At 52.1% G+C, this 26,524-nt stretch carries 22 protein-coding genes; 13 read left to right on the top strand and 9 right to left on the bottom strand.

The annotated features are described in order from the left end of the window. Positions 1-33: 33 nt before the first annotated feature. Complete coding sequence (locus tag O4H49_RS15445; RefSeq protein ID WP_269424338.1) at positions 34-639, bottom strand: J domain-containing protein; 606 nt, start codon at positions 637-639, stop codon at positions 34-36. Positions 640-1,091: 452 nt separating this feature from the next. On the opposite strand from O4H49_RS15445, the gene O4H49_RS15440 reads away from it, so the two are divergent. Next, a complete protein-coding gene (locus tag O4H49_RS15440; protein WP_331283768.1) occupies positions 1,092-1,364 on the top strand; it encodes a BolA family protein in 273 nt (90 codons plus the stop codon). Beyond that, complete coding sequence (locus O4H49_RS15435; protein WP_269424336.1) at positions 1,361-1,729, top strand: ribbon-helix-helix domain-containing protein; 369 nt, start codon at positions 1,361-1,363, stop codon at positions 1,727-1,729. Before O4H49_RS15440 ends, O4H49_RS15435 begins: the two co-directional genes overlap by 4 nt. Positions 1,730-1,749: 20 nt before the next feature. On the opposite strand, the gene O4H49_RS15430 is transcribed toward O4H49_RS15435, so the two are convergent. From O4H49_RS15430 to O4H49_RS15415, 4 genes are read right to left on the bottom strand one after another with little or no spacing between them, the layout of a single operon-like run. Continuing rightward, positions 1,750-2,343, bottom strand: a complete 594-nt coding sequence (locus O4H49_RS15430; protein WP_269424335.1) for a DUF2889 domain-containing protein — start codon at positions 2,341-2,343, stop codon at positions 1,750-1,752. Positions 2,344-2,371: 28 nt separating this feature from the next. Further along, on the bottom strand, positions 2,372-3,640 hold the full coding sequence (locus O4H49_RS15425; protein ID WP_269424334.1) for an HlyC/CorC family transporter: 1,269 nt from the start codon (positions 3,638-3,640) through the stop codon (positions 2,372-2,374). Between the two features lie 33 nt (positions 3,641-3,673). Next, the gene (gene aroB / locus O4H49_RS15420; RefSeq protein WP_269424333.1) at positions 3,674-4,813 is read right to left on the bottom strand and encodes a 3-dehydroquinate synthase; all 1,140 of its coding nucleotides are present in this window, start codon (positions 4,811-4,813) and stop codon (positions 3,674-3,676) included. 28 nt (positions 4,814-4,841) lie between these two features. Beyond that, positions 4,842-5,426: a shikimate kinase gene (locus tag O4H49_RS15415; RefSeq protein ID WP_269424332.1), complete on the bottom strand. Its 585-nt coding sequence runs from the start codon at positions 5,424-5,426 to the stop codon at positions 4,842-4,844. A 277-nt stretch (positions 5,427-5,703) separates the two neighbouring features. Between O4H49_RS15415 and O4H49_RS15410 the strand changes: the two genes are divergently transcribed. The 5 genes from O4H49_RS15410 to O4H49_RS15390 all read left to right on the top strand — a co-directional run bounded on the left by O4H49_RS15410 (position 5,704) and on the right by O4H49_RS15390 (position 11,960). Beyond that, the gene (locus O4H49_RS15410) at positions 5,704-6,483 is read left to right on the top strand and encodes an SDR family oxidoreductase (protein WP_269424331.1); all 780 of its coding nucleotides are present in this window, start codon (positions 5,704-5,706) and stop codon (positions 6,481-6,483) included. A 341-nt stretch (positions 6,484-6,824) separates the two neighbouring features. Continuing rightward, a complete protein-coding gene (locus O4H49_RS15405) occupies positions 6,825-8,612 on the top strand; it encodes a hypothetical protein (RefSeq protein WP_269424330.1) in 1,788 nt (595 codons plus the stop codon). Between the two features lie 27 nt (positions 8,613-8,639). Further along, complete coding sequence (locus tag O4H49_RS15400) at positions 8,640-9,575, top strand: site-specific tyrosine recombinase XerD (RefSeq protein WP_269424329.1); 936 nt, start codon at positions 8,640-8,642, stop codon at positions 9,573-9,575. A 279-nt stretch (positions 9,576-9,854) separates the two neighbouring features. After that, complete coding sequence (locus O4H49_RS15395; protein ID WP_269424328.1) at positions 9,855-10,838, top strand: HpcH/HpaI aldolase/citrate lyase family protein; 984 nt, start codon at positions 9,855-9,857, stop codon at positions 10,836-10,838. A gap of 165 nt (positions 10,839-11,003) precedes the next feature. After that, positions 11,004-11,960, top strand: coding sequence for an acetyl-CoA carboxylase carboxyltransferase subunit alpha (locus O4H49_RS15390; RefSeq protein WP_269424327.1), 957 nt, complete (start codon positions 11,004-11,006; stop codon positions 11,958-11,960). A 78-nt stretch (positions 11,961-12,038) separates the two neighbouring features. Here the strand turns inward: O4H49_RS15390 and O4H49_RS15385 are convergent, their stop codons facing one another. Continuing rightward, on the bottom strand, positions 12,039-14,087 hold the full coding sequence (locus O4H49_RS15385; RefSeq protein WP_269424326.1) for a molybdopterin-containing oxidoreductase family protein: 2,049 nt from the start codon (positions 14,085-14,087) through the stop codon (positions 12,039-12,041). A gap of 113 nt (positions 14,088-14,200) precedes the next feature. Then, positions 14,201-15,124, bottom strand: coding sequence for a LysR family transcriptional regulator (locus tag O4H49_RS15380; RefSeq protein WP_269424325.1), 924 nt, complete (start codon positions 15,122-15,124; stop codon positions 14,201-14,203). A 160-nt stretch (positions 15,125-15,284) separates the two neighbouring features. On the opposite strand from O4H49_RS15380, the gene acdA reads away from it, so the two are divergent. Next, on the top strand, positions 15,285-16,601 hold the full coding sequence (gene acdA / locus O4H49_RS15375) for a 3-sulfinopropanoyl-CoA desulfinase (RefSeq protein WP_269424324.1): 1,317 nt from the start codon (positions 15,285-15,287) through the stop codon (positions 16,599-16,601). Positions 16,602-16,740: 139 nt separating this feature from the next. Beyond that, the gene (locus O4H49_RS15370) at positions 16,741-18,357 is read left to right on the top strand and encodes a thiamine pyrophosphate-binding protein (RefSeq protein ID WP_269424323.1); all 1,617 of its coding nucleotides are present in this window, start codon (positions 16,741-16,743) and stop codon (positions 18,355-18,357) included. Here O4H49_RS15370 and O4H49_RS15365 read toward each other — a convergent pair. Together O4H49_RS15365 and secA are read right to left on the bottom strand one after the other, a co-directional pair. Continuing rightward, positions 18,354-19,130 (bottom strand): carcinine hydrolase/isopenicillin-N N-acyltransferase family protein, encoded by a 777-nt coding sequence (locus tag O4H49_RS15365; RefSeq protein WP_269424322.1) that lies wholly within the window; start codon positions 19,128-19,130, stop codon positions 18,354-18,356. The genes O4H49_RS15370 and O4H49_RS15365 overlap by 4 nt on opposite strands. A 176-nt stretch (positions 19,131-19,306) precedes the next feature. After that, positions 19,307-21,982: a preprotein translocase subunit SecA gene (gene secA / locus O4H49_RS15360; RefSeq protein WP_269424321.1), complete on the bottom strand. Its 2,676-nt coding sequence runs from the start codon at positions 21,980-21,982 to the stop codon at positions 19,307-19,309. Between the two features lie 299 nt (positions 21,983-22,281). Between secA and O4H49_RS15355 the strand changes: the two genes are divergently transcribed. From O4H49_RS15355 to mutT, 4 genes are all read left to right on the top strand, one after another. Continuing rightward, on the top strand, positions 22,282-23,595 hold the full coding sequence (locus O4H49_RS15355; RefSeq protein ID WP_269424320.1) for a peptidylprolyl isomerase: 1,314 nt from the start codon (positions 22,282-22,284) through the stop codon (positions 23,593-23,595). A gap of 120 nt (positions 23,596-23,715) precedes the next feature. Next, positions 23,716-24,672, top strand: a complete 957-nt coding sequence (locus O4H49_RS15350) for a peptidylprolyl isomerase (protein ID WP_269424319.1) — start codon at positions 23,716-23,718, stop codon at positions 24,670-24,672. A gap of 67 nt (positions 24,673-24,739) precedes the next feature. Continuing rightward, positions 24,740-25,972, top strand: a complete 1,233-nt coding sequence (argJ, locus tag O4H49_RS15345; RefSeq protein WP_269424318.1) for a bifunctional glutamate N-acetyltransferase/amino-acid acetyltransferase ArgJ — start codon at positions 24,740-24,742, stop codon at positions 25,970-25,972. A gap of 31 nt (positions 25,973-26,003) precedes the next feature. Next, positions 26,004-26,441 carry an 8-oxo-dGTP diphosphatase MutT gene (gene mutT / locus O4H49_RS15340; protein ID WP_269424469.1) on the top strand — a complete coding sequence of 146 codons (438 nt, stop codon included), beginning with the start codon at positions 26,004-26,006 and terminating at the stop codon, positions 26,439-26,441. The last annotated feature ends 83 nt before the right edge of the window (positions 26,442-26,524 follow it).

The raw sequence follows: 26,524 nt of genomic DNA, 5'->3' as shown, positions 1-26,524 counted from the left end.
TGTGATCATCATGAGGGTTTCTTGGACGCTACACTATGACGTCAGGTCCGTTTCTTGAAGCGTTTCTTTCACAAAATGACTGTTTTTCAGAAAACCATACGCCTGGTTCACTTTTTTCAGTCGTTCTTCTGCGCCCTTTTTCCCCCCGTTTATGTCAGGGTGGAGCTGTTTTGCCAGTTCGAGGTAGCGTTTTTTGATCATGGCCCAGGGCAGCAGGCTGGTGAGGCCGAGTTCAAGAAGGGCTTTCCGTTCAGGTTCGGGGACCGGGCGAGCTGCACAGCTGTTTTCTGCAGCTTGCTCGCCATAAAATTTTTGCCAGGCTTTGCCTAGATCATCAAGTTTCTGGGCATAGCCCTGGAACTTCTTTCCATTCATTGGCCAACTGGGTTTGCCCCATACCGCATCAGCTTTGCGGATGTTATCAACATCGGCGATGTCCATGTCCTTGCAGTAGTCCCATCCCGCGTTATAGGCGCGGACATGATCCAGGCAAAACCAGTAATAGCTGTTTAGTTCCAGTCGGGATCTTGGCGCCCGGTAATCTCCGGATTCATGACAATCGGGCGCATCGCAACAGCGTTGTCTTTTCGCCGAGTCCCATGGGGTTGCGAAACGATAGTCATGAAAAGGTTTGTTCATTTGTAAATTATGGGGCTGATAGGGCGACCTTACAAGATATTGCACGGCTGTAAGCGCCGAAATTATCGACTTGTCGCGGGGATGCAATCATGATGTGAGATTATTGAAAGGATTAGCCAGGCGGAAGGTTTCGGGGGAACTGTATCGCGTATCCCCCTGTTGTCGAAAGAAGAGACAACTTTTGCGTCAATTTCTTTTCGTGAATTCTGTTCGGCGGGGGGCGTTGGAAATGTAAGCATTTTCTTAAGAATGTGCTGATACGCTCGCTGGAATTTTTCACTGATTTTTGATAATTTTCTTTAAAGATGTTCCTCTTACAAGCAGTTAGCTGGTAAAATTGAAGTCTTTATGTACAATAGGGGCAAATGATCAGGCAGAGGGAAATTCAGCGAGAAAGCTGAAGCAGGCCTGAGTTAACATTACCGGGGATAGTATAGGTAAGCACTATGGGGATGGCGGATACAATAGAAATGAAGCTGCGGGCCGGCTTGAAACCTGCGGAATTGACAGTTGTTGATGAGTCCCATCATCACGTTGGTCATGCAGGATATCGGGAAGGGGGTGAAAGCCATTTCTCGGTTGAGATCGTATCCGAAAAATTTGAAGGCCTGAACAGGGTGAGCCGTCAACGGCTGGTGTTCGATCTCCTCAAACAGGAGATGGAAACCACGATTCACGCCCTGCAGATCAAGGCCCGGTCTCCGAGCGAGGCGAATGCTGCATGACGCGGAAGAAAGATAATATATCTTTTTTGTCGCAAAGCAGACAGGGCTTGCGGGAAGAAATGGGTCAACTGGCCGGGAAAAGCGGTTTGACGCTCAAAAATGTCGTCGTTTCGGGGCGAAGAACCTCATTACGGCTTGAGCCGATGATGTGGGATGCTTTGCTTGAGATTGGTGTGCGCGAGGGTTTGACGCTTAACGAGATCTGTTCCCTGGTTGAAGGACGCCGTGTTCAGTCCAGCCTGACGGCGGCTATTCGGGTTTTTACACTTTCCTATTTCAGGACTGCTGCACAGGAAAAGCAGGGATGGGCACCTTTTTCCTTGTCCGAATTCCCTTTGAATGTGAAGCCCAAAACATCCCCCTGAGTGGCTATGCTGGTGAGGGCCTATACCGGGTTTTTGCCGACGTAAAAATCAGGCCATTCTTCGCGAACTACATCCCCTTCTGCACTGTAGGCGTGGCAGCTATCAATGATTCCCGGCCGTTTTTTCTCACCTGGAGAAGAAGGTTTTTCCCGGGGAGCGGCGTTCTCTTGAGCTTCTTTTTGTTTTAACAATGCCGGGTAAAGAGTCTGGAATGTGACGGTAGCCATGGCCCCGAGCATCTCAACCAGGTGGGTGCAGCCTTCGGTTCCCCCAACAGCCCGACGGATTGCAGCTCGCCAGCCGGGGCCAACGCTCAAGCCAATGATCTTGCGAAAGTTTGGTGTAATCGCCGGACAGATGGCGTAGGGGCTTTCGTCAATAATTGCCTCGATGTCTTTGACGACGAAATCCAGACCCACGGTCAGCCTGATCGACATGTCATGCAAGGCCTCTCCTGCCTGGATCTCTACGCGAAACTTGTTGGGAAAGGCATAGGGTTTGACGTCTGTAATCCGCCCTTCAATATCCCAGAGACCATCATCGCGTTCATATCCCTGAAAATCGTACAGGCGTTGATGTTGCTGTTTGCGGGCAACAGGGGGTGAGAGAGGCACAGCAGATCTCCTTGTCAGGTCTTGTGGGTTATTCGGGCAAGGGCGAGACGCGGATGGAAATAATCTGATGCCGTTTGCGTTCGAGAATTTCGAAGCGCATGTTATGAAAAACAAATGCCTGTCCCACTTGGGGAATTTGTCGGGCCTCATAGAGAATAAGTCCCGCAATTGTCGAGGCCTCATCGTCGGGGAGCCGCCATTCAAACTGACGGTTAAGGTCTCTGATGGTGACGGTGCCGTTAACGATGTACTGGTCATCGCCAACAGACTGCACGCCTTCAATCTCGACGTCATGTTCATCGGAAATGTCACCGACAATCTCTTCAAGAATGTCCTCTAGCGTAACAATTCCCTGCATTTCTCCATATTCATCGACAACGATAGCAAAATGGGCATGGCGGTCACGGAAAGCATGGAGCTGAGACAGCAGGCTGGTGGATGCCGGAATGAACCAAGGTTCATTTGTAATCGAGAGGATTGTTTCCTGATCCAGTTCTCCCTCATGCGAGCGAACAGCCCGCAAAAGAGCCTTGGCATGGAGCACACCGACAATATTGTCCTGGCGATCTTTCCAGAGAGGAATACGGGTGTAGGGGCTTGAAAGAACGTCTTCGATGATCTTGGAAGGATTGTCATTGGCGTCGCAGGCATTGATATGCTGGCGATGGGTCATGATTTCTTCGACAGTGACATCGTCAAGATCAAGGATAGAGCGGAGCATGGCCCGTTCATGGCGGATCTCTTCTCCCTGTCCTTCGTGCAGATCAATGGCACCACGTAACTCTTCTTCGGCGACCTCGCTAACATCTACATTGATGTCCTTGCCGGTGAAAAGTGACAGCGTCGCGTGAACGATGGCTTCGACAGACAGGGCAATGGGGCCAAAGAGATAGACAATCGGACGTAAAATCGGGGCAGAGGCAAGAGCAGCCTTGTCGGCATAGCGCAGGGCATAAGTCTTGGGAAGAACCTCGGCAAAAATCAGAACCATCGCGGTCATGACCAGGGTGGCATAGACCACACCGGTTTCGCCAAAAAGACCTATCAGCGTTGAGGTGGCGATTGATGATGCAAGAATGTTTACAAGATTATTCCCGAGCAGAATAGAGCCGATCAGGCGTTCTTTAGCGCTCCAGAGATTGTTGACAATGCGGGCATTTTTGTCACCGCCTTGTTCCAGTGTATGCATGCGCGGCTTCGATGAAGCTGTCATGGAGGTTTCTGCACCAGAGAAGAAGGCAGACAGGATCAATAATACAATAATGATGCCGATTGAGAGGATTAACTCTGTTTCCATGGCCCTTTCAGGGGTTGCGAACAGTCGGAGCTACTATCGGGTTACGCGTTCCTCGAGGAAGCGGGTAACCGCAATCATATCTACCGTGCTGTCCAGATAGGCCTGACCGATGCCTTTTGTCATGACAAAAGTCAGGTGTCCGTCACTAGCTTTTTTATCCCGACTCATATGCTCGAGCAGTCGGGAGCTTTCAAGGGGTTTCCCTTTTAATGCGTTGGAAGAAACATAGGAAGCTTCTGTAGGCAAGCCAATCTTATCAAAATGGGATCTTACTGTCAGGGCGTCCTCTGGAGAACAAAGCCCAAGCTGCGCAGAAAGGTCGTGTGCCATCACCATACCAATGGAGATGGCTTCGCCGTGGAGCAGGGAGCCATTGTACCCTGCTTCGGCTTCCAGGGCGTGCCCAAAAGTATGCCCGAGATTGAGCAGTCCGCGCGCCCCGGATTCTCTTTCATCCATAGCGACAATTGATGCTTTGGCCTGACAGCTGGTGATAACGGCCCGGTTTTGTGCCTGAATGTCTCCTGCTACGACCTTTTGGCCATTCTCTTCCAGCCAATTGAAAAAGCCAGGATCATTGATCAGCCCGTATTTGACGACCTCTGCATACCCGGCGAGCAGCTCTCGGTGGGGGAGAGTCTGCAGTGTACTTGTGTCCGCAATGACCAGTCTGGGCTGGTGAAAGCTACCAACCAGATTTTTGCCGCGAGGTGTATTTATCCCTGTCTTTCCACCCACAGAACTGTCGACCTGAGACAGGAGTGTAGTCGGGATCTGAATGAAATCAATACCCCGCATGACGACAGCAGCAGCAAACCCGGCAAGGTCTCCGATTACGCCCCCGCCAAAGGCGATCAGGGTCGATTTTCTGTCAATCTTGTTCTCGAGCAGGAAATCAATGACACGTTCCAGTTGGGCAAAACTTTTTGTCTGCTCTCCTGATTCGAGAATCAGAGACTTGCAGGTTATCGCCTCAGCAGAAAAAGCGGCTTCAAGTTCCGCGAGGTGGTGCTTGGCTACATTTTCATCGGTAATGATAAAAGTCCGGTTTTGCCTCAGGAAAGGGCGGATCAGCTGCCCGGCAGAGCCGATCAGTCTTTCGCCGACCAGAATGTCATAGCTGCGTTCCCCAAGATCAACAGTTAGCCGGGCAATGGTGTTTTTATCAGTCATATATCAGATTACTCGATTTAGGCGGCATTCAGTCAGCCTGAGCCAGGGAAGAGCAGTTTTTTTGCTCAGGTAAGAGGGCGCAGTAATCCTTAAGAGCAGCAAGGACCCGCTGCAGGGTAATCTCGGCAGATCCTTCAGCTGAATCCGTTGTGATTTCGGCTTCGGCATAAACCGGATAACGCTCATCAATCAGGCGGGCTAAAATTTCCTTGTGATTACCATTTTGCAAGAGCGGTCGATGATTCCGTCTTGAGGTCCGTTCGACCAGTACGTCCAGATCAGCGCGGAGCCAAAGGGAGATGCCTTGCTCTTTTATCGTTTCCCGGGTGATGGCATCCATAAAGGCGCCGCCACCGGTTGAGAGGATCTGAACTGGACCAGCCAAAAGGCGTTGAATGACTCTTCGCTCTCCATCCCGGAAGTACGCTTCCCCGTGCTCTTCAAAAATTTCAGCTATACTGCAGCCCGCAGCTTTTTCAATTTCGACGTCTGCGTCGACGAATGGAAGATCCAGTTCCTGTGCCAGTTTTTTACCGATGCAGGTTTTCCCTGCCCCCATCAAGCCAACGAGAACAACAGTTTTAGGGATGGAAAAGCTCCCGTTTGTGGACATAGTACTTAATTACCGAATGACATAATAAACCTTGGCCTAGCCTATCGAATTCATAGCGGTGAAACAAAAGGAAAAACACCGGATTGTACAGGAACAGAACTTTTCTCCGGTCTTTTGTCATGAGGGACGATGTCGCGAGGATCAATGACGCCATCATCAATAAATCTGGATCGGGGATTTTGTTTCGGAAATCGGAAAAATTGCACAGTGATTCGCCTGAAAATCAATAAGCATACAAGGCAGAGAGAATTGAACTCGGAACCTGGGGAGAGTGATAATGGCGAGAGGGCAACATGAAGGCCGGCGAGTGCTGGTAACAGCTGGCGCAGCAGGAATAGGCAAGGCAGCAGCGGAGGTTTTTTTGCGTGAGGGTGCCCGGGTTCATATCTGCGATATTGATCAGGCAGCGTTGAATGCTTTTGAGGGTGGTACCCGTTTGAGCAAGAGTTTGCTGGATGTAACAGATGAGGCAGCGGTGTCTGCATTGTTTGAAAAGGAAATCGCAGAGCTTGGCGGGCTCGATGTTCTTGTGAATAATGCGGGAATTGCCGGACCGGCTGGTGCACTCGAGACCCTGGATTATAGGGAATGGCAGCGCTGTGTTTCAGTGAATATAGATTCTCAGTTCCTGTTTTCCCGTGCTGCCATTCCGTTGATGAAGCAACAAGAAAGCGGCGCAATTATCAATCTTTCCTCGACCGCTGGTTTGTTCGGCTTTCCCATGCGCTCTCCCTATGCTGCTGCCAAGTGGGCTGTTATCGGCTTGACCAAGACAATGGCAATGGAGCTCGGCCCTTTCGGTATTCGTGTCAATGCCATTGCACCAGGGTCGGTGGCTGGACCACGGATGGATCGGGTGATTGACGCAACGGCAAAGGCACAGGGGGTCTTGCCAGAAGAGGTGCGACGAAACTTTGAAAGTCAGGTTTCTCTCCGAACCTTTGTCACAGCCAGCGATATTGCAAATATGATCAGCTTTGCCTGTTCCGAAGCAGGTGCCAGAATCAGCGGTCAGGTTCTGGCCGTGGATGGACATACAGAAAATCTGTCGAGCTAGTACGATATCCTGTTGTCAAAACAGCAAAATATCGTTTGACGGCCTTATTTTTCATCTTGGAGGCCAATAGGGATATCTGACTGTTTACAGATCAGGGGGGATGGCTCTAGACTGTCCCAATCTCGCCATACTCTCGTGTTAGGTCTGGAGAGTATAAACAGTTATCGTATCCACACAGATAGAGTGATTTTAACGCTCCATGAATAAAATTGGCCTGTTTTTGTTAATCCTTCTGCTCGGAGCTTTGCTCGCAGGAGGAATTTTTCTTTTGACCTGGGATATCCCAGCACCGTCAGCCCCGGTGGAAAAGGTCATTCCCAATGAACAGCTTGTAAAATAAGATGTGTAATAGCCCCACGAAGTCGTTGCTTCTAGGTTCTGTCCTGCTTTCCGGTCTTGGGGTGGGAACCGCTGCTTTTGCTCAAACCCAGCTTCTTGGCGAACAGCCGACGACGCTGGTGCCTTTAACGCAACCGACAGCGCCACAGCCAACTCTGGAAGAGTTAATCCCCAGCCAGGCAATTACCTCTGGCGGGGTGCAGATTGACAGCTTGGGCGGGCTTGACCTCGATACAATCGGGACGCTTGATCTTGGACAGGGTGGGTTTGGCTACGACATGTGGCGGCAAAGCTCGCTTCAGGATGTCTATGCACTTATTTCCAATATGCCAGCACAGTATTCCTCACGAACAGGACATTCCCTTGCGAGAAGATTACTGCTTTCAAGTGCCGGACGTCCTCTGGATGACAGGCCGCTGAAAAGCGAAGAAGGACTGCTTGCGCTCAGGCTGGAGAAACTGGCTGCAATGGGGGCGTATGCTGATCTGGACAATCTTCTGCAGAGAGTTCCTGCACGTTCCGATACTGAAGCCCAGGCTAAAATCCGTACAGACAGCCTGTTGATGGTCGGAAAACATGACGAAGCCTGTCAGGTGATTCAGGGAATGGCCGGGAGTGGTCAGGACAGTTACTGGACCCGGGCGATGGTGTTCTGTCATCTGTTGCGCGGGGCAACGGATCAGGCCTTGCTCGGGATTGACCTGCTGAGAGAAACAGGCACTGCTGAAGATCCATTGTTTCGTGAGCTTGCGTTGGCTGGTGCGGGTGTGGAAACCAAATTCAGCGGCAAAAGTGCAGGAATAGTGCAGTCGCTTCACTGGGCGATGTCGGAGTTGTCAAAATCTCTTCTCCCAGCCGAACTTGACGCTTTTCTCGATCCTGGTGTCCGCATCGCTCTTGCTTCTTCCCAACGCTATCCTGCTGATCGTCGCGTTGCTGCAGCGGAGGCTGCAACCTTGAACGGTGAGATGACGGCTGACCAGCTTGTCAATTTATACAGTGCCTATGAGTTTCCTGTCACTGAGTTGGATAGTGTTGTTTCGACCGAACTGACACGCGAAGGTACCCAGGCGCGTGCGCTCTTCCTTCAGGCTGCACAGTTGCAAACTGTTCCTGCTGCACGGGCCGAAATTATCAAGGCAGCCCTTGATCATGCGGAAAAAGATGGTTTGGGTTTGTTGATGTCACGGGTTATTTCTCATCTGGTTGAGGAAATTCCACCATCTGCGGATCTGGCATGGTTTGCCCTTCCGGCAGGAAAGACACTTTATGTCGCCGGAAATCGCACCAGGGGCGACGAGTGGTTGCTTCTGGCTCGTCAATATATGTTGAGTGAACCGACAGCTGCTGCAAGCCTGACCGGTCTTTGGCCTTATGCCCGGCTTTCGGGCCTGGAAGGCGGGGATCGCTATGGAACGCTGAAAGGCTGGGCATCTGCCCAGGGCGGGACGGGACCGGAGGTTCTGAACCAGCAACTGGTGCTTTTGCGCAGCTGTATGCAGGGACTGGGCGAGGACACACGGCTGAGTTGGAGCGAGTTGGCCTCACTGGAACTCTCTTCTCCGGGACTGGCACCTTCTGCTGCTTTGCTCTATGCCCTCAAAGACGCGCAGAATGGTAACCGCTTGGCGGAAGTCGTTTTGTTGAGTTTGATGATAATCGGCGAGGAAGGCCCCGGAGATACCCATAGTCTGGCGTTGGGGAGTGTTGTTGAGGCGCTTTATTCGGTCGGTCTACCCGATGATGCCCGGGCTCTGGCAATCGAAGCTGCAGCCCTGAGTGGTATCTAGCACGGTGACAGCAGGGACTGTCGTGTAATGGGCGCTTCTGCCGCGACTGATGCTTTTCTGGAAATGATGGCTGCGGAGCGCGGTGCCAGTCTCAACACGCTGCAGGCCTATGGCCGGGATCTGGAACGCTTTGGTGATTTCCTGCACAGAAAGGGTGATGCAGCAGACTCTTGTCAGCCCGATCTGATTCGGGACTATCTTGAAGATCTGCTTCTGGAAGGCCTGTCCGCCAGGACCCAGGCCAGGCACCTATCCTGTCTTAAACAGTATTTCCTGTTTTTGATGGGGGAAGGCCTTCGTGAGGATAACCCTGTTGCGGGAATCGATGCCCCCAAGACAGGGAAGGCTCTTCCCAAGATCCTTTCGATTGCAGATGTGGACGCCCTTCTGGTCAAGGCACGGGCCGGGCAAGGAAAAGAAGCGCAACGTTTGCTTGTGCTGGTCGAGTTGCTCTATGCAACAGGGATGCGGGTTAGTGAACTGGTTTCGCTGAAAGTTTCCCAGACCCAACGCGATCCCCGTATTCTGACGGTTCGGGGAAAGGGTAATAAGGAGCGGCTGGTTCCACTCAGTCCTGCTGCCCGGGAGGCTTTGGAAGAATATCTGTTACTCCGGCATACCTTTCTTTCAACAAAAGAGGCGCAACCTGGAAATGATCCGGGGTGGCTTTTCCCTTCTCGTGGAGCCAGCGGGTATTTGACCCGTCACCGTGTGGGGCAGCTATTGAAAGATTTGGCGGTGAGTAGTGGCGTGGATCCTGCCAAAATATCTCCGCATGTTTTGCGCCATGCTTTTGCAACGCACCTACTGGATAATGGCGCAGACCTGCGATCGGTCCAGAAGATGCTTGGTCATTCCGATATCTCGACAACCCAGATCTATACCCACGTATTACAAGAGCGTTTACAGCGTCTTGTTCAGGATCATCACCCGCTGTCATCCAAGCTGAGCAAGCCTTCCTGAACCTTTTCCATTCAGGTCGCTTCTGGAATGGCCGGGGTCTTGTCTGGAATATGTGAAACAGCGTCACGATACCTTGAACGGATCTTGCGGGAGAGGATAGTTGACAGATCGACGGACTCGGGACAAAGTTTATGCTGCATAGCACAATAAAGGGAATTTCCTCCTGCTGTCCTTGTTATTGCGGTCAGAGCATCAGGATATTCCTGTAAATAAAATGGCGTTCGACCATAATTCAGGCCTGGATCTGGCGCCAGAAAAACAAAAAACAAGGAGCGTCCCATGAGTTTTACCATTCCTGAAGAAGCAACACCGCGCCTCAATCGTAGTGAACTGGCTGTTCCTGGCAGCAACCCGGCTCTTTTTGAGAAAGCCGCGGCGTCCAATGCAGATGTGGTTTTTCTGGATCTTGAGGACGCGGTTGCGCCCGATGACAAAGAACAGGCCCGCAAGAATGTGATCGAGGCCATTAATGACATTGACTGGGGCCGTAAAACTCTTTCTGTCCGGATTAACGGCTTGGACACTCACTATATGTATCGTGATGTCGTGGATGTACTTGAGCAGGCAGGTGAGCGCCTCGACCTGATTATGATACCAAAAGTAGGCACGGCTTCGGATATCTATGCCATTGATATGCTTTGCACCCAGATCGAAGCGGCAAAGGGGCGCAAAAAGCGGATCGGTTTTGAAATGATTATCGAGACCGCACTGGGGATGCAGAATATCCACGAAATCGCAGCTGCTTCCAAACGAAACGAGAGCCTGCATTTTGGTGTGGCAGACTACGCCGCCTATACCAAGGCCCGGACCACCGGTATCGGCGGACCGAACCCGATGTATGGCGTGTTGACCGATGTTGATGGAGACAATCCGCGAGACTTCCATTGGGGTGATATGTGGCACTATGCTGTTGCCCGGATGGTCGTTGCAGCTCGTGCAAATGGATTACGCCCGATTGACGGGCCTTTTGGTGATTTCTCCGACCCCGAAGGTTTCAAGGCTCAGGCCTATCGTTCGGCTATTCTGGGTTGTGAAGGGAAATGGGCGATCCATCCAAGCCAGATTGATATGGCAAACGAGGTAAACGGGCCTTCCGAAGCGGAAATTACCCGGGCCAAACGTATTCTGGCGGCGATGGAGCAGGCCCAGCGCGAAGGTAAAGGGGCCGTTTCACTTGATGGTCGTCTGATTGATATTGCCTCGATCCGCCAGGCGACTGTTATGGTCGACAAGGCAGCAGCTATCGCCGCTGCAGCGGGATAAGTGGCGGTCAGATATTGTTGAAAATGAAGGCAGTGGCTTTTGCAAGAGCCACTGCCTTTTCTATTTCGACCCAAACTGCAGTCTGACGTGAATCTGGCCTTTCACAGGTAGAGCTGTCACACTATATATATTGACTGAATTTCACTTTGTGATAGACAACGCTTCATGCAGAACTTTCTAGACTTTGAAAAACCTATCGCCGAACTCGCAGGTAAAATCGAAGGCCTCAGGCATCTCGATGACCAGAGTAGCGATGTTAATATTGCGGATGAAGTTTCCAAGCTGGAGGCAAAGGCTGACAAGCTGCTGCGCCAGACTTATGCGAAACTGAGTTCCTGGCAGAAAACACAGGTTGCCCGGCATCCGGATCGTCCCCATTGCAAAGACTATATCAGCCAGTTGATAGAAGATTTTACGCCTTTGGCGGGTGATCGGAATTTTGCTGAAGATTATGCAATTATTGGTGGACTGGGACGTTTTCGCGGTCATTCCGTTGTTGTGATCGGCCAGGAAAAAGGTGCAGACATGCACAGTCGGGTCAAACACAACTTTGGTATGGCCCGACCAGAAGGCTATCGTAAGGCCCAGCGTTTGATGGACATGGCAGATCGTTTTAATCTGCCGGTTATCACGCTTGTTGATACCGCGGGTGCCTATCCTGGTGTCGGTGCTGAGGAACGTGGCCAGTCAGAAGCCATTGCCCGGAGTATCGAGAAGTGCCTCGGTATCAAGGTGCCGTTGATTTCTGCCGTGATTGGTGAAGGTGGGTCAGGGGGCGCTATCGCACTGGCAACAGCCAACTCTGTGTTGATGCTGGAACATTCGATCTATTCGGTGATTTCTCCGGAAGGCTGTGCATCTATTCTCTGGCGCTCTGGCGATCAGGCCAAGGAAGCAGCCGAGGCTCTGAAGCTTACAGCGCAGGATCTCGAAAAGCTGGAAGTCATTGACGAAATTATTCCCGAGCCGCTCGGGGGGGCACATCGTGCCAAGCACACCTGTATCAAGGCCCTGGGTGATAGCATCGAGCGTCACCTCAAGGAACTGTTGAAGCTGAATGGCGCCGAGCTGCGCCAGAAGCGTCGTGAGAAATTCCTTGAGATGGGGCAGAAAGGCCTGTAGGGCGTTTCTACCGGATGAAGCTATTTAACAAAGGGCAGCAGGACGCTGCCCTTTGTCTTTGGTGGCTCAGAGGTCTGGTTAAACCCGGGCGATCTCAACGAAAGTGTCATTATAGCAGGCACCCTCCATAATATCTGCTTTGAGCTCGGAGGTGATCAGCGCATTGACCGTCTGGCCTGTTGAGCTTGTGGTGAGCCAGGTTCCTTTGGGAGAATAGAAAACACCGGGTTTGACCTTGTCGCTGACCTTTGCCACCAGAATGACTTCTCCCAGATCGTTTGAAATCCGGACAGTGTCACCACTACTGATTTTATGTTCCAGGGCATCAAGGGAGTGTATTTCAAGCTCTTCTGGACCGGACGATTCTGGATGGCCTCCAAAGGTGCTGTTGGTCCGCTTGCTGGATGAAGGTGTGATCAGGTTATAAGGATGGCGGGTCGGGACGGCTTCGTAACGTGGCAGCCCGTAACCGAATTTGTGCTCAAGCTCAGCAGAGAAAAATTCTATCTTTCCCGAGGTCGTTGCTGGAAACACATTCTTGCACATGACCAGCTCCTGATCGTTTGCCGAGGTCATCGGTAAGGAGCGATCAAGGGAAATATTACTGGGGTGTATGCCCTGCATTCGGGGGTCTTCAGGATCATAGGCCTCATCCATGAGGCTGAGATCATCTGTCTTGAACAAAGCATCATCAAAACCAAACCTTGCCGCGAGCCTTCGGAAAATTTCCGTGTTTGGCAAAGCTTCCCCGACGGGGGGGATAACGGCCTCGGCTCTCTGCAAATGGGTTTGTCCGTAGGCCGCGTAGATATCAGGGCATTCAAAATGGCTGGCGGCGGGCAGGATGATGTCGGCATAGGCCATACTGTCGTTCATTTCCAGATCACAGCCGACGATAAAGAGATCGTCGCGTTCCAGTGCCCGACGCATGCGGTTCTGATCCGGGTGGGTACAAACCGGATTGTGGTTATAGATAAACACTGCCTTGATTGGCGGGGCAAGACTGTCGTCTAGGATGTGTTTTGCGACATCAACGATGTTCAGCATCCTTGTTCCTTCGGGGGCAAGATCTGGCCGACGAAGTTTGTTTCCTGTGCCGGGAAAAGAAAGGCCCTGCTTGGCAATGACCCCGGCCCCCGGCCGACCGATGTTGCCGCTGAGCACCTGCAGTGCCATGGCAGCACGGATTGAAGAGCCGCCACTATGGCCGCGCTCTGCCCCGTTGCCAAAGGACAGTGCTACATTTTTTGCTTTGGTATAGTAGCCGAGGAATAGCTCGATCTCTTCCAGAGGTATCGCGCAGATTCTTGCCGCGTCTTCCAGCGAGTATTGCCGGGCAGATTTCAGGTACTGTTCAGCACCCGTGGTCCATTGCTGGATAAAATCGAGTGCGAGCGCATTTCTGCGTTCCAGTTCGGCAGCAAGCGCCAGGAAAAGTACGACATCGGTACCGGGTTTGATCTGCATATAGAGATCTGCCTGGTCGGCAATCTTTACTTTTTTGGGGTCAATAACGATAAGCCTGGCCCCATTGCGTCGGGCAGACTTGATCACCCGGGCGAGATGCAGATTCGAAACGGTCACATTGTTGCTGGCAACAATCACGAGGTCGGACTTGGCGGCCTGTTCTGGTTCCATCCCGGGGGCATTGCCAAAAAGGCTGGTATAGGCCATGCCCCGAACTGCCCCGCAAAGAGGGCCGCGATCAAGTTGGGTTGCCCCGAGCTTATGGAAAAATCGAAAATCCATGGAGCCACCGGCCAGCTGTCCGTGGGGGCCGGCATAGTTGAAGGGTAAAACCGATTCCGGGCCATGGTGGTCAATTGCCTGTTTCAGGCCTGAGTGAACCCGGTCAAGCGCTTCCGCCCAGCTGATCTGCTGGTACTGGAAAGAGCCACGGGGTCCCGTACGCAATAAAGGAGTGCGCAGGCGACGAGGTCCGTGGATAAAATCAGGGTAATAGCTTGAAACTTTCTTGCAGATTGCCCCTGCCGTGTAGGGATTGGCATGTGACCCGCGCACTTCCTTGATTGTGACACCATCAGTAACCACTGACAGGCTACAGGTGTCAGGGCAATCAAGAGGGCAAACACTGGGTTTGGTCTGAAGGTTCTGGTGGATGGACATCGAGAGCTCCTGCGCGGGCAATTTTTTTGCAACATTCTTGTTTTGAATGATCGAATTGTGATGTTTCACAACAAGTATAGCATAGAGCCAATTGGACCTGCTCCTAGGTCCGGTTACGGATATCGGATGGAGCCATTTGTTGTGAGTTCAGGGGTATCCAAAACGGCAAAGAGGGTTTGCGCCAAAGCCTGGGTCAAGTCAGGCCGTTGACCGCGATACTTTTCAACCAGAGAAACCGTCCGGGTTGCCACTGGTTTGCCAAAGGGGATTGCCAGAAGGTTACTTTCTGATCCAATTCCACTCTCGGGGATAATTGCTGCTCCAAGCCCCTTGGCCACCATTCGCTGGATCGCCTCGAGAGAATCAAGTTCCATAACTTCTCTCAGACTGGCCCCGCGACTGCGCAGGTTTTGTTCAATCACCTTTCCGACCCCGGTCAGATGATTGAAGCGGACAAAGGGGAGGTGATTGAGCAGATCAATATCACCATCTTCCCCTTGAGAAACCTTTTGGTTTTCTTCTGTGTTGCAGGCCACAACAACGAGTCTCTCCCGTCGAAGGACAGTGGCTTTCAGGGTTTCATCCAGTCGCTGGGCCTGGGTGATGATAATGCAGTCCAGCTTGCCGTTGAGCAATTCTCGGGTCAACTCAGTGCTCAGGCCACTTTCCAGACGGATCTGCAGCCGGGGATGATGCTGTCCCAACTGTGCGAGGGCTTCAGGCAAAAAAGAAGCTGTTGCACTGGGAATGGCACCGAGCCTGAGTAGACCGGAAAGGTCTTCTTCTCGAGAGCCTGCCTCTGACAAACTTTCATAAAGCGCCAGAATTTCCCGTGCTTTTGGCAGAAGGCGTTTCCCTGCCGGGCTGAGGTCCGGGGGGCGGCGACTGCGATCAAAAAGTTGAGATTGCAGTTCTTCTTCAAAGGCTTTCATCTGCATACTGATTGCAGAATGTGTGAGTCCCAGGCGTTCGGCAGCGGCTTGAAAGCTGCCCGCTTCTGCAATTGCCAGCAAAGTCCGCAGGTGCCGAATGCCCATGATTATCTCAACTACATCAAAAAAATTGAAGCAATATGTAATATTAATTCGTTTGATTTGAAGAAAGCAAGTGAAGGATACTGGAATACAGAAAAAGAAGATTAAGCGGGCATTTTACAAAGGGTAAGACGACCGCTCCAGACCTGTAGGAGTTTCTCTTATGCTTGCTGATTCTGACTCGATATCTAAGCCTTTGCTCTCGGCTAAAGCGACGAAAGCCTTTCAGGAGAAAGTTGCAGTTACTCCGGACAGCAATAAGAACGTCAGGGCAAGTCAGAAGGCCGCGGTTTCAGCTGCCAGTGGTCTGGAAAAACTTCGCCACCGGGCACGATCGCTGGCAGAAGAGGTTCTAGCCCCGCGTGCGGCATCCATAGATACGACCGAGATCTATCCCTGGGAAAACTGTTTTGCCCTCCGGGATAATGGTTTCATGGGAGTGACCATCCCAGAAGTTTATGGCGGTGGTGGTTATGGATATAAAGAAGCCGTTGTGGTGATCGAGGAGATAGCCAAGGCTTGTGGTGTGAGTGGTCGCATTGTTGTCGAAGCCAATATGGGCGCTGTCGGCGCTGTCATGGCTTATGGCAGCGAGAAGCAGAAGAGATTGGCTGCGGAGCTGGTGTTGTCAGGCGACAAGCCGGCGATCTGCATTACAGAGCCCGAGAGTGGCTCAGCAGCGACTGAGATGACAACCCGGGCTGACAGGGTCGGAAACAGCTATGTTATCAATGGCAAAAAACACTGGATAACCGGGGGCGGGGTGTCCCGCCTGCATCTGATCTTTGCCCGGGTTTATGAAAATGATGAACCCCAGGGGATCGCAGGGTTTCTGGTGGTACGTGGTGAACCGGGTGCTGAAGGTCTCTCTGTTGGTCGCCGCGAGCCGACAATGGGCTTGCGCGGAATTCCCGAAACTGAAATCCATTTTAAGGATCTGGTTGTTCCAGCAGAGATGATGTTGCAGCCGCCTTCAGGGTTGCACAAAGGTTTTGCCGACTTGATGATGGCCTATAATGGACAGCGGGTTGGTGCGGCAGCGGTTGCACTGGGTCTGGCAGCAGGCGCCTATGAGCAGGCGTTGACTTTTTCACAGCAGCGCGAGCAGTTTGGGCGTCCGATTTGTGAGTTCCAGGGGTTGCAATGGATGCTGGCGGATATGTCGGTTCAGATTTCTGCTGCGCGGGCTTTGATCAATGAAGCCGTGGCGGGTGATGGTTTCCCGGATAAGGTCAAGGCGGCCCAAGCCAAGCTGTTTACCTCTGAAATGGCCGTAAATGTTACCAATAATGCATTGCAGATGCATGGTGCGGCTGGGTATTCCCGACGTAACCCGGTGGAACGTATGGTCCGTGACGCCCGGATGTTTACCATCGGGGGAGGAACGGCACAGGTTCTCAGAAATGTGATTGCTTCGGAGCTGCTCGGGCGCAAATTTCCCCAGACAAGAGACGGTTATCTATCCTATTCTACTGACTGATTGTAACCTGTTTTTTTAAAGTCATGTGGTGCCGTGATATTTTCATCTCGCCACTGATCCTGCTCTCTGGTACTGCAATTTCTGAGCGCAGTATTTTGTGCCGTTTGCTTTGTCTTTTATTCGTTTTGGAAGTTGCATCATGAACCTTACTTCTGCTGATATTCTTGCCCGTCGTCTCTATGACGCGGGCTGCCGTCATGCTTTTGGTATTCCTGGCGGGGAAGTCCTGAGTGTCATGCATGCGCTGGATCACGCAGGGGTCAAGGTCGTCCTGACCAAGCATGAAAACGGGGCGGGCTTTATGGCTGAAGGCTGCTATCACCGTACGGGGGCTCCGGGCGTGTTGTTTGCGACACTGGGCCCGGGTATGGCCAATGCCTTTAACGTTATCGCCAATGCCTATCAGGATCGGGTGCCACTGGTCTTTCTGACGGGACGGGTCGATGACATTGATATTGCCGGATACACACATCAGGTTTTTGATCATGTGAAGGCGCTTGAACCCGTTGTGAAAGGAAGCTTTACCCTGATCGATGGAGCGGTGGACCGGGTTGTTGACAAGGCCCTGTCCCTCGCGCTGTCGGGGCGTCCGGGACCGGTCCATATTGATGTGCCGATCTCTCTGGCAGCAAAGGCGCAGGATACAGTCGGGAAAATCTGGCAGCCTGCCTATCTGCCTTCCGCTCCTGCGGAAAGTTCAGGCTTGGTTGAAATCCGGGATCGGCTCGCCACAGCCGAACGCCCACTTGCGGTGCTGGGGCTGGAGATTCTCAGCGAAGGCTGTGCCGCTGAAGTTCGTACCTTCTTGTTAAAACATGGAATTCCCTCAGTCGCGACCTATAAAGCCAAAGGTGTGGTTCCGGATGACCATCCTCTCAGTCTTGGCGGTGCGGGCTTGTCACCCAAAGCAGACAAAGAGGTTCTTCCTCTTCTGTCCCAGAGCGATTGCCTGCTGCTGATCGGATATGATCCAATCGAAATGCGACATGGCTGGCAGGACGTCTGGCAACCGGGAGAACAGTTTGTTGCTGAATTTACCCTCGAGCCAAACCTGCACGGGATGCATCGGGCCAACCATACTTTTGTTGGCTCACTGGCCCCGGCTTTGGCGGTACTTGATCAGGGTCTGTCCCGCAGCGGAGAGTGCTGGCCTGCTGGTGAGTTTGCACGGGCAAAAGAAGCCCTTGCCAAGGCTTTCCCATCCACGGAAGATTGGGGACCTGCGGCGATTGTTGATGAGGTGCGCAAGGCCCTGCCAGCGCACGGTATTGCGTCTGTTGATTCGGGTGCGCACCGTATTTTGCAAAGCCAGCAATGGGTTTGCCGGGAACCCCATACCCTGATCCAGTCCAGTGGACTTTGTACCATGGGCTGTGCTCTGCCTCTGGCTATGGGAGCCAAGGTAGCTTCGCCTGAGTTACCTGTCGTGGCCTTTACCGGTGATGCAGGACTGGAAATGATCCTGGGAGAGCTTTCGACACTCCGTGATCTGAAGTTGCCTGTGGTTGTCGTGGTGTTTGTTGACGCATCGCTTGCCCTGATCGAGCTCAAACAACGGGGGAGTGGACGAGGTAATCTTGCCGTTGATTTTGGCGGGACAGATTTTGCTGCCTTGGCTCGTGCGATGGGGGGACAAGGCATCGATGTGCGTAACCGGACCGAGATGGCAAGTGCACTGGACGGTGCTTTTGCGGGTGATCAATTCACCTTGATTGCAGCGCATATCGAAAGAGAAGCATACGATGGCAGGTTCTAGGGGCTGACCTCGTGCGGTTGAAATAACGCTGTTGTGCTGTATTGGTCCTTTGCAAGGCAAGGTGTACCGCTCAGGCTGTGAAGTGTTATTTCCCCGGCTTTTACATGCAAAATGTAAGAAGAGACCGTCTGGCTGTAGCTGTGATTACAGATACCGCTTTTCTCTCCTGCCAAAGTTGTTCCGTCATGGGAAGCCAGCATAGATTTTATGTCTTCAAGGTTTGTGGCCCCTGACAGGTGCTGTCCAGCCCATATGTAACGGCCAAGGCTGTTGCTGGAATTATTTTCAAGGCCGTTTTGAGGTCCGTGGAGATGCTGGTGATTTGTCCTGATGATAGGTGTGTGTCCGGAAAGGGTTCTGAGCTGGTCGTGACGTATCTCGGCAACGGCCAATCCGTTTGCATCGGCCAAAACAAGGTTGCCCCACCAGCTCGGGTGCTTTGCGATGTGGCGTTCCATTGCGGTTAAGGCCGAGGGGATGTCGCGCCCCTCATTGAGGGCGATTTCAACCAGAATGTCATAGTTACTGTTTTCCGGGCCTGTGTTCTGGACGTGTGCATCAGTAACCAGAAGGCCAAAGTGGTTTGCACCGATGGACAGGCCGGAATGAACATCCTTGACGCCTGGATCTTCCGAGAAGGTCTCGAGACCGGCAGCGCCCCAGAGATGCTGAGTATGAAGGATCTTGTCGTCATAGTGACTTCGACTGAAATCCTTGTTCTTGAACAGAAGATATTCAGTTGTCGAAAATCTGACCGCGCCGATTGTACACAAGATCACTCTCCGTCAGTTGTGCCGGTAAAGGCCCGGCTCCCGGTTCCTCTAAAACAAGAGCCCGTTTTTTGCGTATGAGATTATTGGAATACATCGAATTGTCATAAAAAGAAAAGGACGGCAAATGCCGTCCTGTCCCTAATCCTCAAAAAATTAAGCTGCGTTCGCTAAGTTTTCTAGCTCAATTTTCCATGGCAGTGTTTGTACTTTGAACCGGAACCGCAAGGGCAGAGTGAGTTCCTGCTGACTTTCCCCCAGGTTGAAGGATCTGCAGGGTCAACTTCTTTGGCCGTCTGGGGCTGGGTCTTGGAAATACTGTCCGGTGCTGGCCGGGATTCGTGCATTTCCTGCGCCTTGCGCGGGACCTCAGCCTGATTTGGCTGCTGCAGTTCGAAACGATGAATAAGCATCGTCAGTTCATCTCTGACGGCATCGAGCATGGCTTCAAACATCTCGAATGCTTCACGTTTGTATTCATCTAGGGGATTGCGCTGACCATAAGCCCGCAAGCCAACGGCCTGCTTGAGATGGTCAAGCGAGAGAAGGTGGTCTTTCCACTGTTTATCGAGAACCATCAACAGGATCTGCTTTTCCAGAGACCTCATGACTTCCGGACCATAGTTGGCTGTTTTTGCAGCCATCTTCTGATCACTGGCCTGTAAAATCCGCTGCAGGATTTCCTGATCGGCAATGCCGTCTTCTGCTGCCCAGTCTTTTATAGGCAGGTTCATGGCAACAAGACGCATGCATTCCTCGTGCAAGCTCTTGATTTCCCACTGTTCGGCATAGGCGTTGGCCGGAATACAGCGGGTAACAAGGTCTTCAAGAACCTCGTGGCGCATGGCACTGACAGTGTCTTTTACATCTGCAGCAGACATCACTTCCTTGCGCTGTTCGTAGATAACCTTGCGCTGGTCGTTCATCACATCGTCGAACTTGAGCAGGTTTTTACGTATTTCGAAGTTCCGGGCTTCAACTTTCTTCTGGGCTTTTTCCAGCGCTTTGTTCACCCAGGGATGGATAATCGCTTCACCGTCTTCCAGTCCGAGCTTCTGCAGCATGGAGTCCATACGATCAGAACCGAAAATGCGCATCAGGTCATCTTGAAGGCTCAGGAAAAATTTGGAAGCACCAGGATCTGACTGGCGACCTGAGCGTCCGCGGAGCTGGTTATCAATCCGGCGACTTTCATGGCGTTCGCTCCCGATCATGAAAAGACCGCCAGCTTCTTTGACCAGTTTTTTATTCTCGGCAACTTCGGCAATGATTGCTTCAATCTTTGCCTGGCGTTTGGCTTCGTCTTCAATGCCGGCAGTTTCCTGCTCGATACGCATTTCCTCGTTACCGCCAAGTTTGATATCGGTTCCACGCCCGGCCATGTTGGTCGCAATTGTTACCGCACCGGGAGAACCCGCCTGGGCGATGATCATCGCTTCCTGCTCGTGGTATCTGGCGTTCAGAACCTTGTGCGGGATTTTTTCTTTTTTCAGCAACTCGGCAAGATACTCGGATTTTTCAATCGAGACTGTTCCAACCAGTGTCGGCTGCTTTCTTGCGTAGCATTCTTTGATCTGTTGGATGATCGCATTATCCCGCTCGCGTTCTGTCCGGTAGACCTCGTCGTCGTGGTCGATACGGATACAGGGCAGGTTGGTTGTCATGGAAATGACATCAAGGTTATAGATCGAGGAAAATTCCTCGGCTTCTGTCATTGCCGTTCCCGTCATCCCGGCTAGTTTTGGATAAAGGCGGAAATAGTTCTGGAAAGTAATGGACGCGAGCGTCTGGTTTTCCTGCTGTACGTGTGCACCTTCCTTGGCTTCAAGAGCCTGATGCAGGCCTTCGGAGAAACGGCGGCCTTCCATCATACGACCGGTGAATTCGTCAATGATGACAACCTTGTTGTCCTTGACGATGTAATCCTTGTCGCGCTGGAACAGTTTGTGGGCACGTAAAGCCTGGTTGATATGGTGCAGGGAACTGACGTTCTCGATTTCGTAGAGCGCGCCTTTCATGACGCCAGCTTCATTCAGCTTTTCTTCAACGAATTCGACACCCTCATCTGTGAGCGTGACCGAGCGGGATTTTTCATCCACTTCATAATGCTCTTCGCTGAGCAGCGGGATGAACTTGTCAATTGTGAGATAGCTTTCGGACGAATCTTCTGCAGGTCCAGAAATAATCAGCGGGGTTCTGGCTTCATCAATCAGGATCGAGTCAACCTCGTCGACAATCGCATAGTTGAAGTTGCGCTGAACCATCTGTTCTATCTGGAACTTCATGTTATCGCGCAGATAATCAAAACCCAGTTCATTGTTGGTCGCATAGGTAATGTCACAGGCATAAGCCGCCCTGCGCTGGTCTTCGTCCAGCCCTGGATGAACACAGCCCACAGTCATACCAAGATAGCGATAGATCTCGCCCATCCACTCTGCGTCACGTTTGGCCAGATAATCGTTCACGGTAACAACGTGAACACCCTTGCCCTCAATGGCATTGAGATAGACCGGCAGAGTCGCAACAAGGGTTTTACCTTCCCCTGTTGCCATCTCGCTGATCATCCCCCTGTGAAGGACAATGCCGCCCATCATCTGTACGTCAAAATGCCGCAGGCCCAGAGTACGTCGGGAAGCTTCCCGGACAGTTGCAAAGGCTTCTGGCAGAACGCTATCCAGGCTTTCTCCCTGCTGCAGTCTGTCGCGCAGTTTGCCCGTCTGGGCTTTCAGGTCATCGTCAGAGAGAGCTTCGAGAGTGGGCTCGAATTCATTGATGGACTGAACAATTGTGTTAAGGCCTTTTAGATAACGGTCGTTGGCGGTGCCAAACAGCCGCTTCACAAGCGCGCCGAGCATAGAGAACCCCTTGCGAGATAACGCAGTTCGAGAATTGGATAGTAAAAGTCAGAATGAGACATAGGCTTCACGTTGCTTGATGTCAATGTGAAGCTGGTTTTACTCATCGCCTTCTCCCTCTAAAGGCGACCGGGGTTAAAAGGTGACCAGGGTGAAGACGCTTGGGGTTGAAGCACAGGGGCAAGGCGGTTGAAGGATCTTGAAGTGGAAATCTGGTTGAGATAGTTGCTTTTGGTTGCAGGTACTTTGGTGTAGTAAGAGAAAACTTAATCGTTCATGCCTCATTCGGAGCTGTTGCTTTGCCTCGTCGTCACAAGCTGTTTATGGCCACGGCCATGGTTTCTTTCATGTCAGTTCTGCACCCCGCCTTTGCCGAGCTTGAAAAAAAAGAACAATGGCAAATAGATCAGCAAAAATCCGGAGAGAATTTGTTGAAATTTCTTTTTGGAGATGATGAGGACGCGGAAGAAAAAGAGGAGGACCCAGCGGCCCTGCCAGCTGATACTTCCACCGAAATCCCTGTTGAAGACAAGAGCGAACAGCTGCCTGTACCAGAGAATAATTCTACTCCTGTGACTTCCCAGCCTGTGCCTAAGGCTGCTCCGGGCACCCTAGGGAAACCAACGCTTGCCCCGTCAACAATCGTGCCTTCAGCGCCGATTGTGCAAGAAAAACTGGAATCCCCGAATGCAGCGACCGGAAAGGCCCGTGAAGGGTTGGTACCGCCGCCGGGATTTAACAAATCCACCGGGCCAGATGTGAAACCTGAGACAAGTGGTGCAGTTGAAACACAAAATTCACCCCAGCCAAAAGCCCAGCCAAAACCTCCGGTGACACAACAAAAAAACGATATTGAAGCCGAACTGGCACGTCTGTCAGAAGAAAGCCCTGTTGTTGCTGTTGTCGAGGGGGATGAGATCTATTGGGAGGATATTATCCAGGATGCGCGCAAGCTGCCGGAGCAATATCAAGGACAACTGGAAGCGATGTTGCCCATTCTGATCGACCGTGCCATCGATCTGAAGCTTCTCTCACAAGCTGGGCGGGATGCGGATGTGGATGAGGAGGATCTGGTACAGCGCCGCTTAAAGCAGGCAGAGGACCGGATTATCCGCGATGCTTTTCTTGATCGTAAACTCGAAGAACTTATCACCGAGGACATGCTGAAACAGCGCTATTCAGAATTGTTGCTGGAGAATGTCACCAATGCTGAAATCAGGGCGAGCCATATCCTGGTGGAAACCCGGAATGAGGCGCTTGCCTTGATTATTGCGCTGGATAACGGAGCAGATTTTCCTCTTCTGGCGAAAAAATTCTCCCAGGGGCCGTCCGCTGAAAAAGGGGGGGACCTTGGCTGGTTCCGCCAAAAGGACATGGATCCGGAATTCGCGACCGCTGCTTTTGGACTGAGTACGGGCGAGTTTACCCGCTCCCCTGTTGCCACCGAATTTGGCTGGCATGTTATCCGGCTCGAGGAAAAGCGGGAAGTTCAGCAACCGGCGTTTGAAGATATGAAGGAAGAGATTCGCGGAGAAGTCAGCCGGGACCTGATCAAGAAGATGGTGCGGGATCTTCGAAAGGATGCAGATATTTCTGTTTTCCCTTCGCAGTAGATAAATTAGTGTAATTTGCCTTTATCTGGTCACAGTGCTGATATTAGCTGCTGACCGAAATTTGGGACTGGCCCACAGGCTGGCCAGCACCTGTATCAATCACAAGGAGTTCTTTCTAAGATGTCTGCGAAACAGATATTGTTCCCAATCATTGGTGGCGTAGCATTGCTCGGTGCGGCTTATGCCGGTTATTCATACGGCGCTCACGGCGACAGCTGGTCCTCAATGTTCTCAGGAACTCCTGCGGAAACTGTCTCGGCAGATGATCCCTTGATGGCGCGGGTTGGCGAGATGGAAATCCGTCGTTCTGAAGTTCTGAAGTTTGCCGAAAGCATTCCAAATATTCCACAGGCACAGATCGAGATGATTCTGCCTGAGCTTCTGGATCAGGTGATTGATCTGAAGCTGATTACAAAAGAAGCAGAGGCTTCCAATCTTGCCCGAGATCCAGAGGTTCTGAAACGCCTCTCCGAAGTCAAGGAACGGGTTCTGGTCCAGACCTATCTGGATCGTGCCCTCAAGGCCGAGGTTTCTGATGAAGCCGTCGAACAGGCCTATCAGGATTATCTTGTGGCCAACCCGCCAGTAAAGGAAGTTTCCGCCAGGCATATTCTGGTTGAAGACGAGGAAACAGCAAAAGGCCTGATCAAGGAACTGGACGAAGGTGCTGATTTTGCCGAGCTTGCAACGCAAAAATCCACTGGACCAAGCGGTCCGACCGGTGGAGATCTGGGCTTCTTCCGTAAAGAACAGATGGTTGGCCCTTTTGCTGAAGCCGCGTTTACGATGAAACCGGGCGAGCACAGTTCAACACCGGTTCAGACCCAGTTTGGCTGGCATGTGATCAAAGTTGAGGCCGAGCGTGATTCTGAACAACCGACAGCTGAACAGCTCGACGGACAACTGCGTTCGGAACTTTCGCAAAAAGCTTACGAGACTATTGTCTCCAACCTCAAAAGTGGGGTAGAGATCGAGATTATCGGAGCTGAAGCTGAAGAGAGCGCACCGGTTGATGCCGAAGAAGCGCCCGTTAATGAGGAAGCCCCGGCAGACGCCGAAGCTCCTGTAAGCGAATAAAGAGAGAGCCCGGGTTGTTCCCGGGCTTTTTTTTGCCAAACCTTTTGTTCAATGTGAGGATGGTTTCATGGGACTTAAATTATCACCGCTCGCACCCGCAGCTTTTCCGGTTATGCCTGTTGTCGATGGGGTTCGTCTTGCCACGCGTGCCTGTGGCATCAAGTATCCTGGTCGGACAGATGTCCTGATGATGGTCTTTGACGAAGGTACCACGATTGGTGGTGTCCTTACCCGTTCTCTCACTTGTTCAGCAGCAATCGACTGTTGCAAAAAGCACTTGCGATCCGGGCAGGCCAGAGCCGTGATCGTAAATTCTGGCAATTCAAATGCCTTTACCGGGCGTGTTGGCGAGGAGTCCGTGGCCCGGACTGTTGAGGCAACGGCAGCGGAGTTGGGATGCCGTCCCGAGGAAATTTTTGTCGCCTCTACGGGGGTAATCGGAGAACCTTTACCCGACCAGCGCATTACTTCTGCCCTTGGTGCCCTCAAGGCTGATCTGGATGGAGATGCCTGGGAAGCGGCTGCTCGGGCCATTATGACGACGGATACCTTTGCCAAGGGCGCGGTGCGTTCAGCCAAGATTGATGGAAAGACTGTTACCATTAACGGTATAGCCAAAGGGTCCGGAATGATTGCGCCTGATATGGCGACGATGTTGAGTTTTGTTGCAACGGATGCTGCTATTCCTGCGGCTGTGTTGCAGACTCTTATCTCACGGGGAGCCGATCAGTCGTTTAACGCTATAACAGTGGATAGTGATACCTCTACCAGCGACACCTTGCTGTTTTGCGCAACGGGTAAAGTTGATAACGAGCTTTATCTGAATGCAGATGCACCAGAACTGGCTGATTTTGTTTCTGCCCTGAATGATCTGTTACAGGATCTGGCTCATCAGATTGTACGGGATGGGGAGGGGGCAACCAAATTTGTAACTGTTGCTGTCACCGGTGCCGAGAGTGATCTGGCCGCCCGTCGGATTGGGTTGACCATTGCAAACTCTCCTTTGGTGAAAACGGCGATTGCTGGTGAAGACGCAAACTGGGGACGTGTTGTTGCGGCGGTTGGTAAATCAGGCGAGCGGGCCGACCGGGACAAGCTTTCCATTGCTATGGGCGGTGTGACCATTGCCCGGGATGGCCAGAGAGTTGAAGGGTTTGACGAGACACCTGTTGCCGCGCATATGAAGGGGCAGGAGATCGATATTACGGTTGATGTTGGAGTTGGGCAGGGGCGTGCGACGGTCTGGACCTGTGATCTGACCCACGGTTATATCGATATCAATGCAGACTATCGTAGCTAGGGATGGTCAGATGACCATTCAACAGGATGAAATGGGGTGCTGGGCTGCCGAAGCCCGGCAGGCCAGTGCCAAGCCGATTGTTCTGGTGGCTGCGGCGGCTTTGATTGATGCTGATGGACGGGTTTTGCTTGCTCAACGTCCGGAAGGAAAATCCATGGCGGGGCTGTGGGAATTTCCCGGGGGCAAGGTTGATCCAGGTGAAACGCCGGAACAGGCGCTGGTGCGCGAGCTAAAAGAGGAACTGGGTATTGATACAAGATCCAGTTGTCTTGCTCCGATTGCCTTTGCTTCTCATAGCTATGATGATTTTCATCTTCTTATGCCCCTGTTTGTCTGCCGTATCTGGCAGGGGCAGGTGGTGCCGCAGGAAGGGCAACAGGTGACCTGGGTACGCCCGGTTCGTCTCCGGGATTATCCGATGCCTGCTGCTGATGAACCCCTTGTAGCATTGTTACGTGATTTACTGTAAAATCCACGAAGAATGACTTACAGGCTAGATGACTCCAAACTTATGGGGGTGCTTATACAAGGGGGTGCTTTCCGATATGATGA

The organism is Kiloniella laminariae (assembly GCF_027214005.1).
GTDB lineage: Bacteria > Pseudomonadota > Alphaproteobacteria > Kiloniellales > Kiloniellaceae > Kiloniella > Kiloniella laminariae_A.
This window is presented reverse-complemented; position numbering and strand designations above follow the sequence as displayed.

What these genes read in the sequence shown, in the direction of transcription:
- O4H49_RS15400 (WP_269424329.1), top strand. Translation starts at nt 8,640, where the DNA reads ATGGGCGCTTCTGCCGCGACTGATGCTTTTCTGGAAATGATGGCTGCG.
- O4H49_RS15370 (WP_269424323.1), top strand. Translation starts at nt 16,741, where the DNA reads ATGAACCTTACTTCTGCTGATATTCTTGCCCGTCGTCTCTATGACGCG.
- O4H49_RS15415 (WP_269424332.1), bottom strand. Translation starts at nt 5,426, where the DNA reads ATGTCCACAAACGGGAGCTTTTCCATCCCTAAAACTGTTGTTCTCGTT.
- O4H49_RS15390 (WP_269424327.1), top strand. Translation starts at nt 11,004, where the DNA reads ATGCAGAACTTTCTAGACTTTGAAAAACCTATCGCCGAACTCGCAGGT.
- O4H49_RS15380 (WP_269424325.1), bottom strand. Translation starts at nt 15,124, where the DNA reads ATGGGCATTCGGCACCTGCGGACTTTGCTGGCAATTGCAGAAGCGGGC.
- O4H49_RS15395 (WP_269424328.1), top strand. Translation starts at nt 9,855, where the DNA reads ATGAGTTTTACCATTCCTGAAGAAGCAACACCGCGCCTCAATCGTAGT.
- secA (WP_269424321.1), bottom strand. Translation starts at nt 21,982, where the DNA reads ATGCTCGGCGCGCTTGTGAAGCGGCTGTTTGGCACCGCCAACGACCGT.
- O4H49_RS15435 (WP_269424336.1), top strand. Translation starts at nt 1,361, where the DNA reads ATGACGCGGAAGAAAGATAATATATCTTTTTTGTCGCAAAGCAGACAG.
- mutT (WP_269424469.1), top strand. Translation starts at nt 26,004, where the DNA reads ATGGGGTGCTGGGCTGCCGAAGCCCGGCAGGCCAGTGCCAAGCCGATT.
- O4H49_RS15440 (WP_331283768.1), top strand. Translation starts at nt 1,092, where the DNA reads ATGGCGGATACAATAGAAATGAAGCTGCGGGCCGGCTTGAAACCTGCG.
- O4H49_RS15410 (WP_269424331.1), top strand. Translation starts at nt 5,704, where the DNA reads ATGGCGAGAGGGCAACATGAAGGCCGGCGAGTGCTGGTAACAGCTGGC.
- acdA (WP_269424324.1), top strand. Translation starts at nt 15,285, where the DNA reads ATGCTTGCTGATTCTGACTCGATATCTAAGCCTTTGCTCTCGGCTAAA.
- O4H49_RS15405 (WP_269424330.1), top strand. Translation starts at nt 6,825, where the DNA reads ATGTGTAATAGCCCCACGAAGTCGTTGCTTCTAGGTTCTGTCCTGCTT.
- argJ (WP_269424318.1), top strand. Translation starts at nt 24,740, where the DNA reads ATGGGACTTAAATTATCACCGCTCGCACCCGCAGCTTTTCCGGTTATG.
- O4H49_RS15445 (WP_269424338.1), bottom strand. Translation starts at nt 639, where the DNA reads ATGAACAAACCTTTTCATGACTATCGTTTCGCAACCCCATGGGACTCG.
- O4H49_RS15425 (WP_269424334.1), bottom strand. Translation starts at nt 3,640, where the DNA reads ATGGAAACAGAGTTAATCCTCTCAATCGGCATCATTATTGTATTATTG.
- aroB (WP_269424333.1), bottom strand. Translation starts at nt 4,813, where the DNA reads ATGACTGATAAAAACACCATTGCCCGGCTAACTGTTGATCTTGGGGAA.
- O4H49_RS15385 (WP_269424326.1), bottom strand. Translation starts at nt 14,087, where the DNA reads ATGTCCATCCACCAGAACCTTCAGACCAAACCCAGTGTTTGCCCTCTT.
- O4H49_RS15350 (WP_269424319.1), top strand. Translation starts at nt 23,716, where the DNA reads ATGTCTGCGAAACAGATATTGTTCCCAATCATTGGTGGCGTAGCATTG.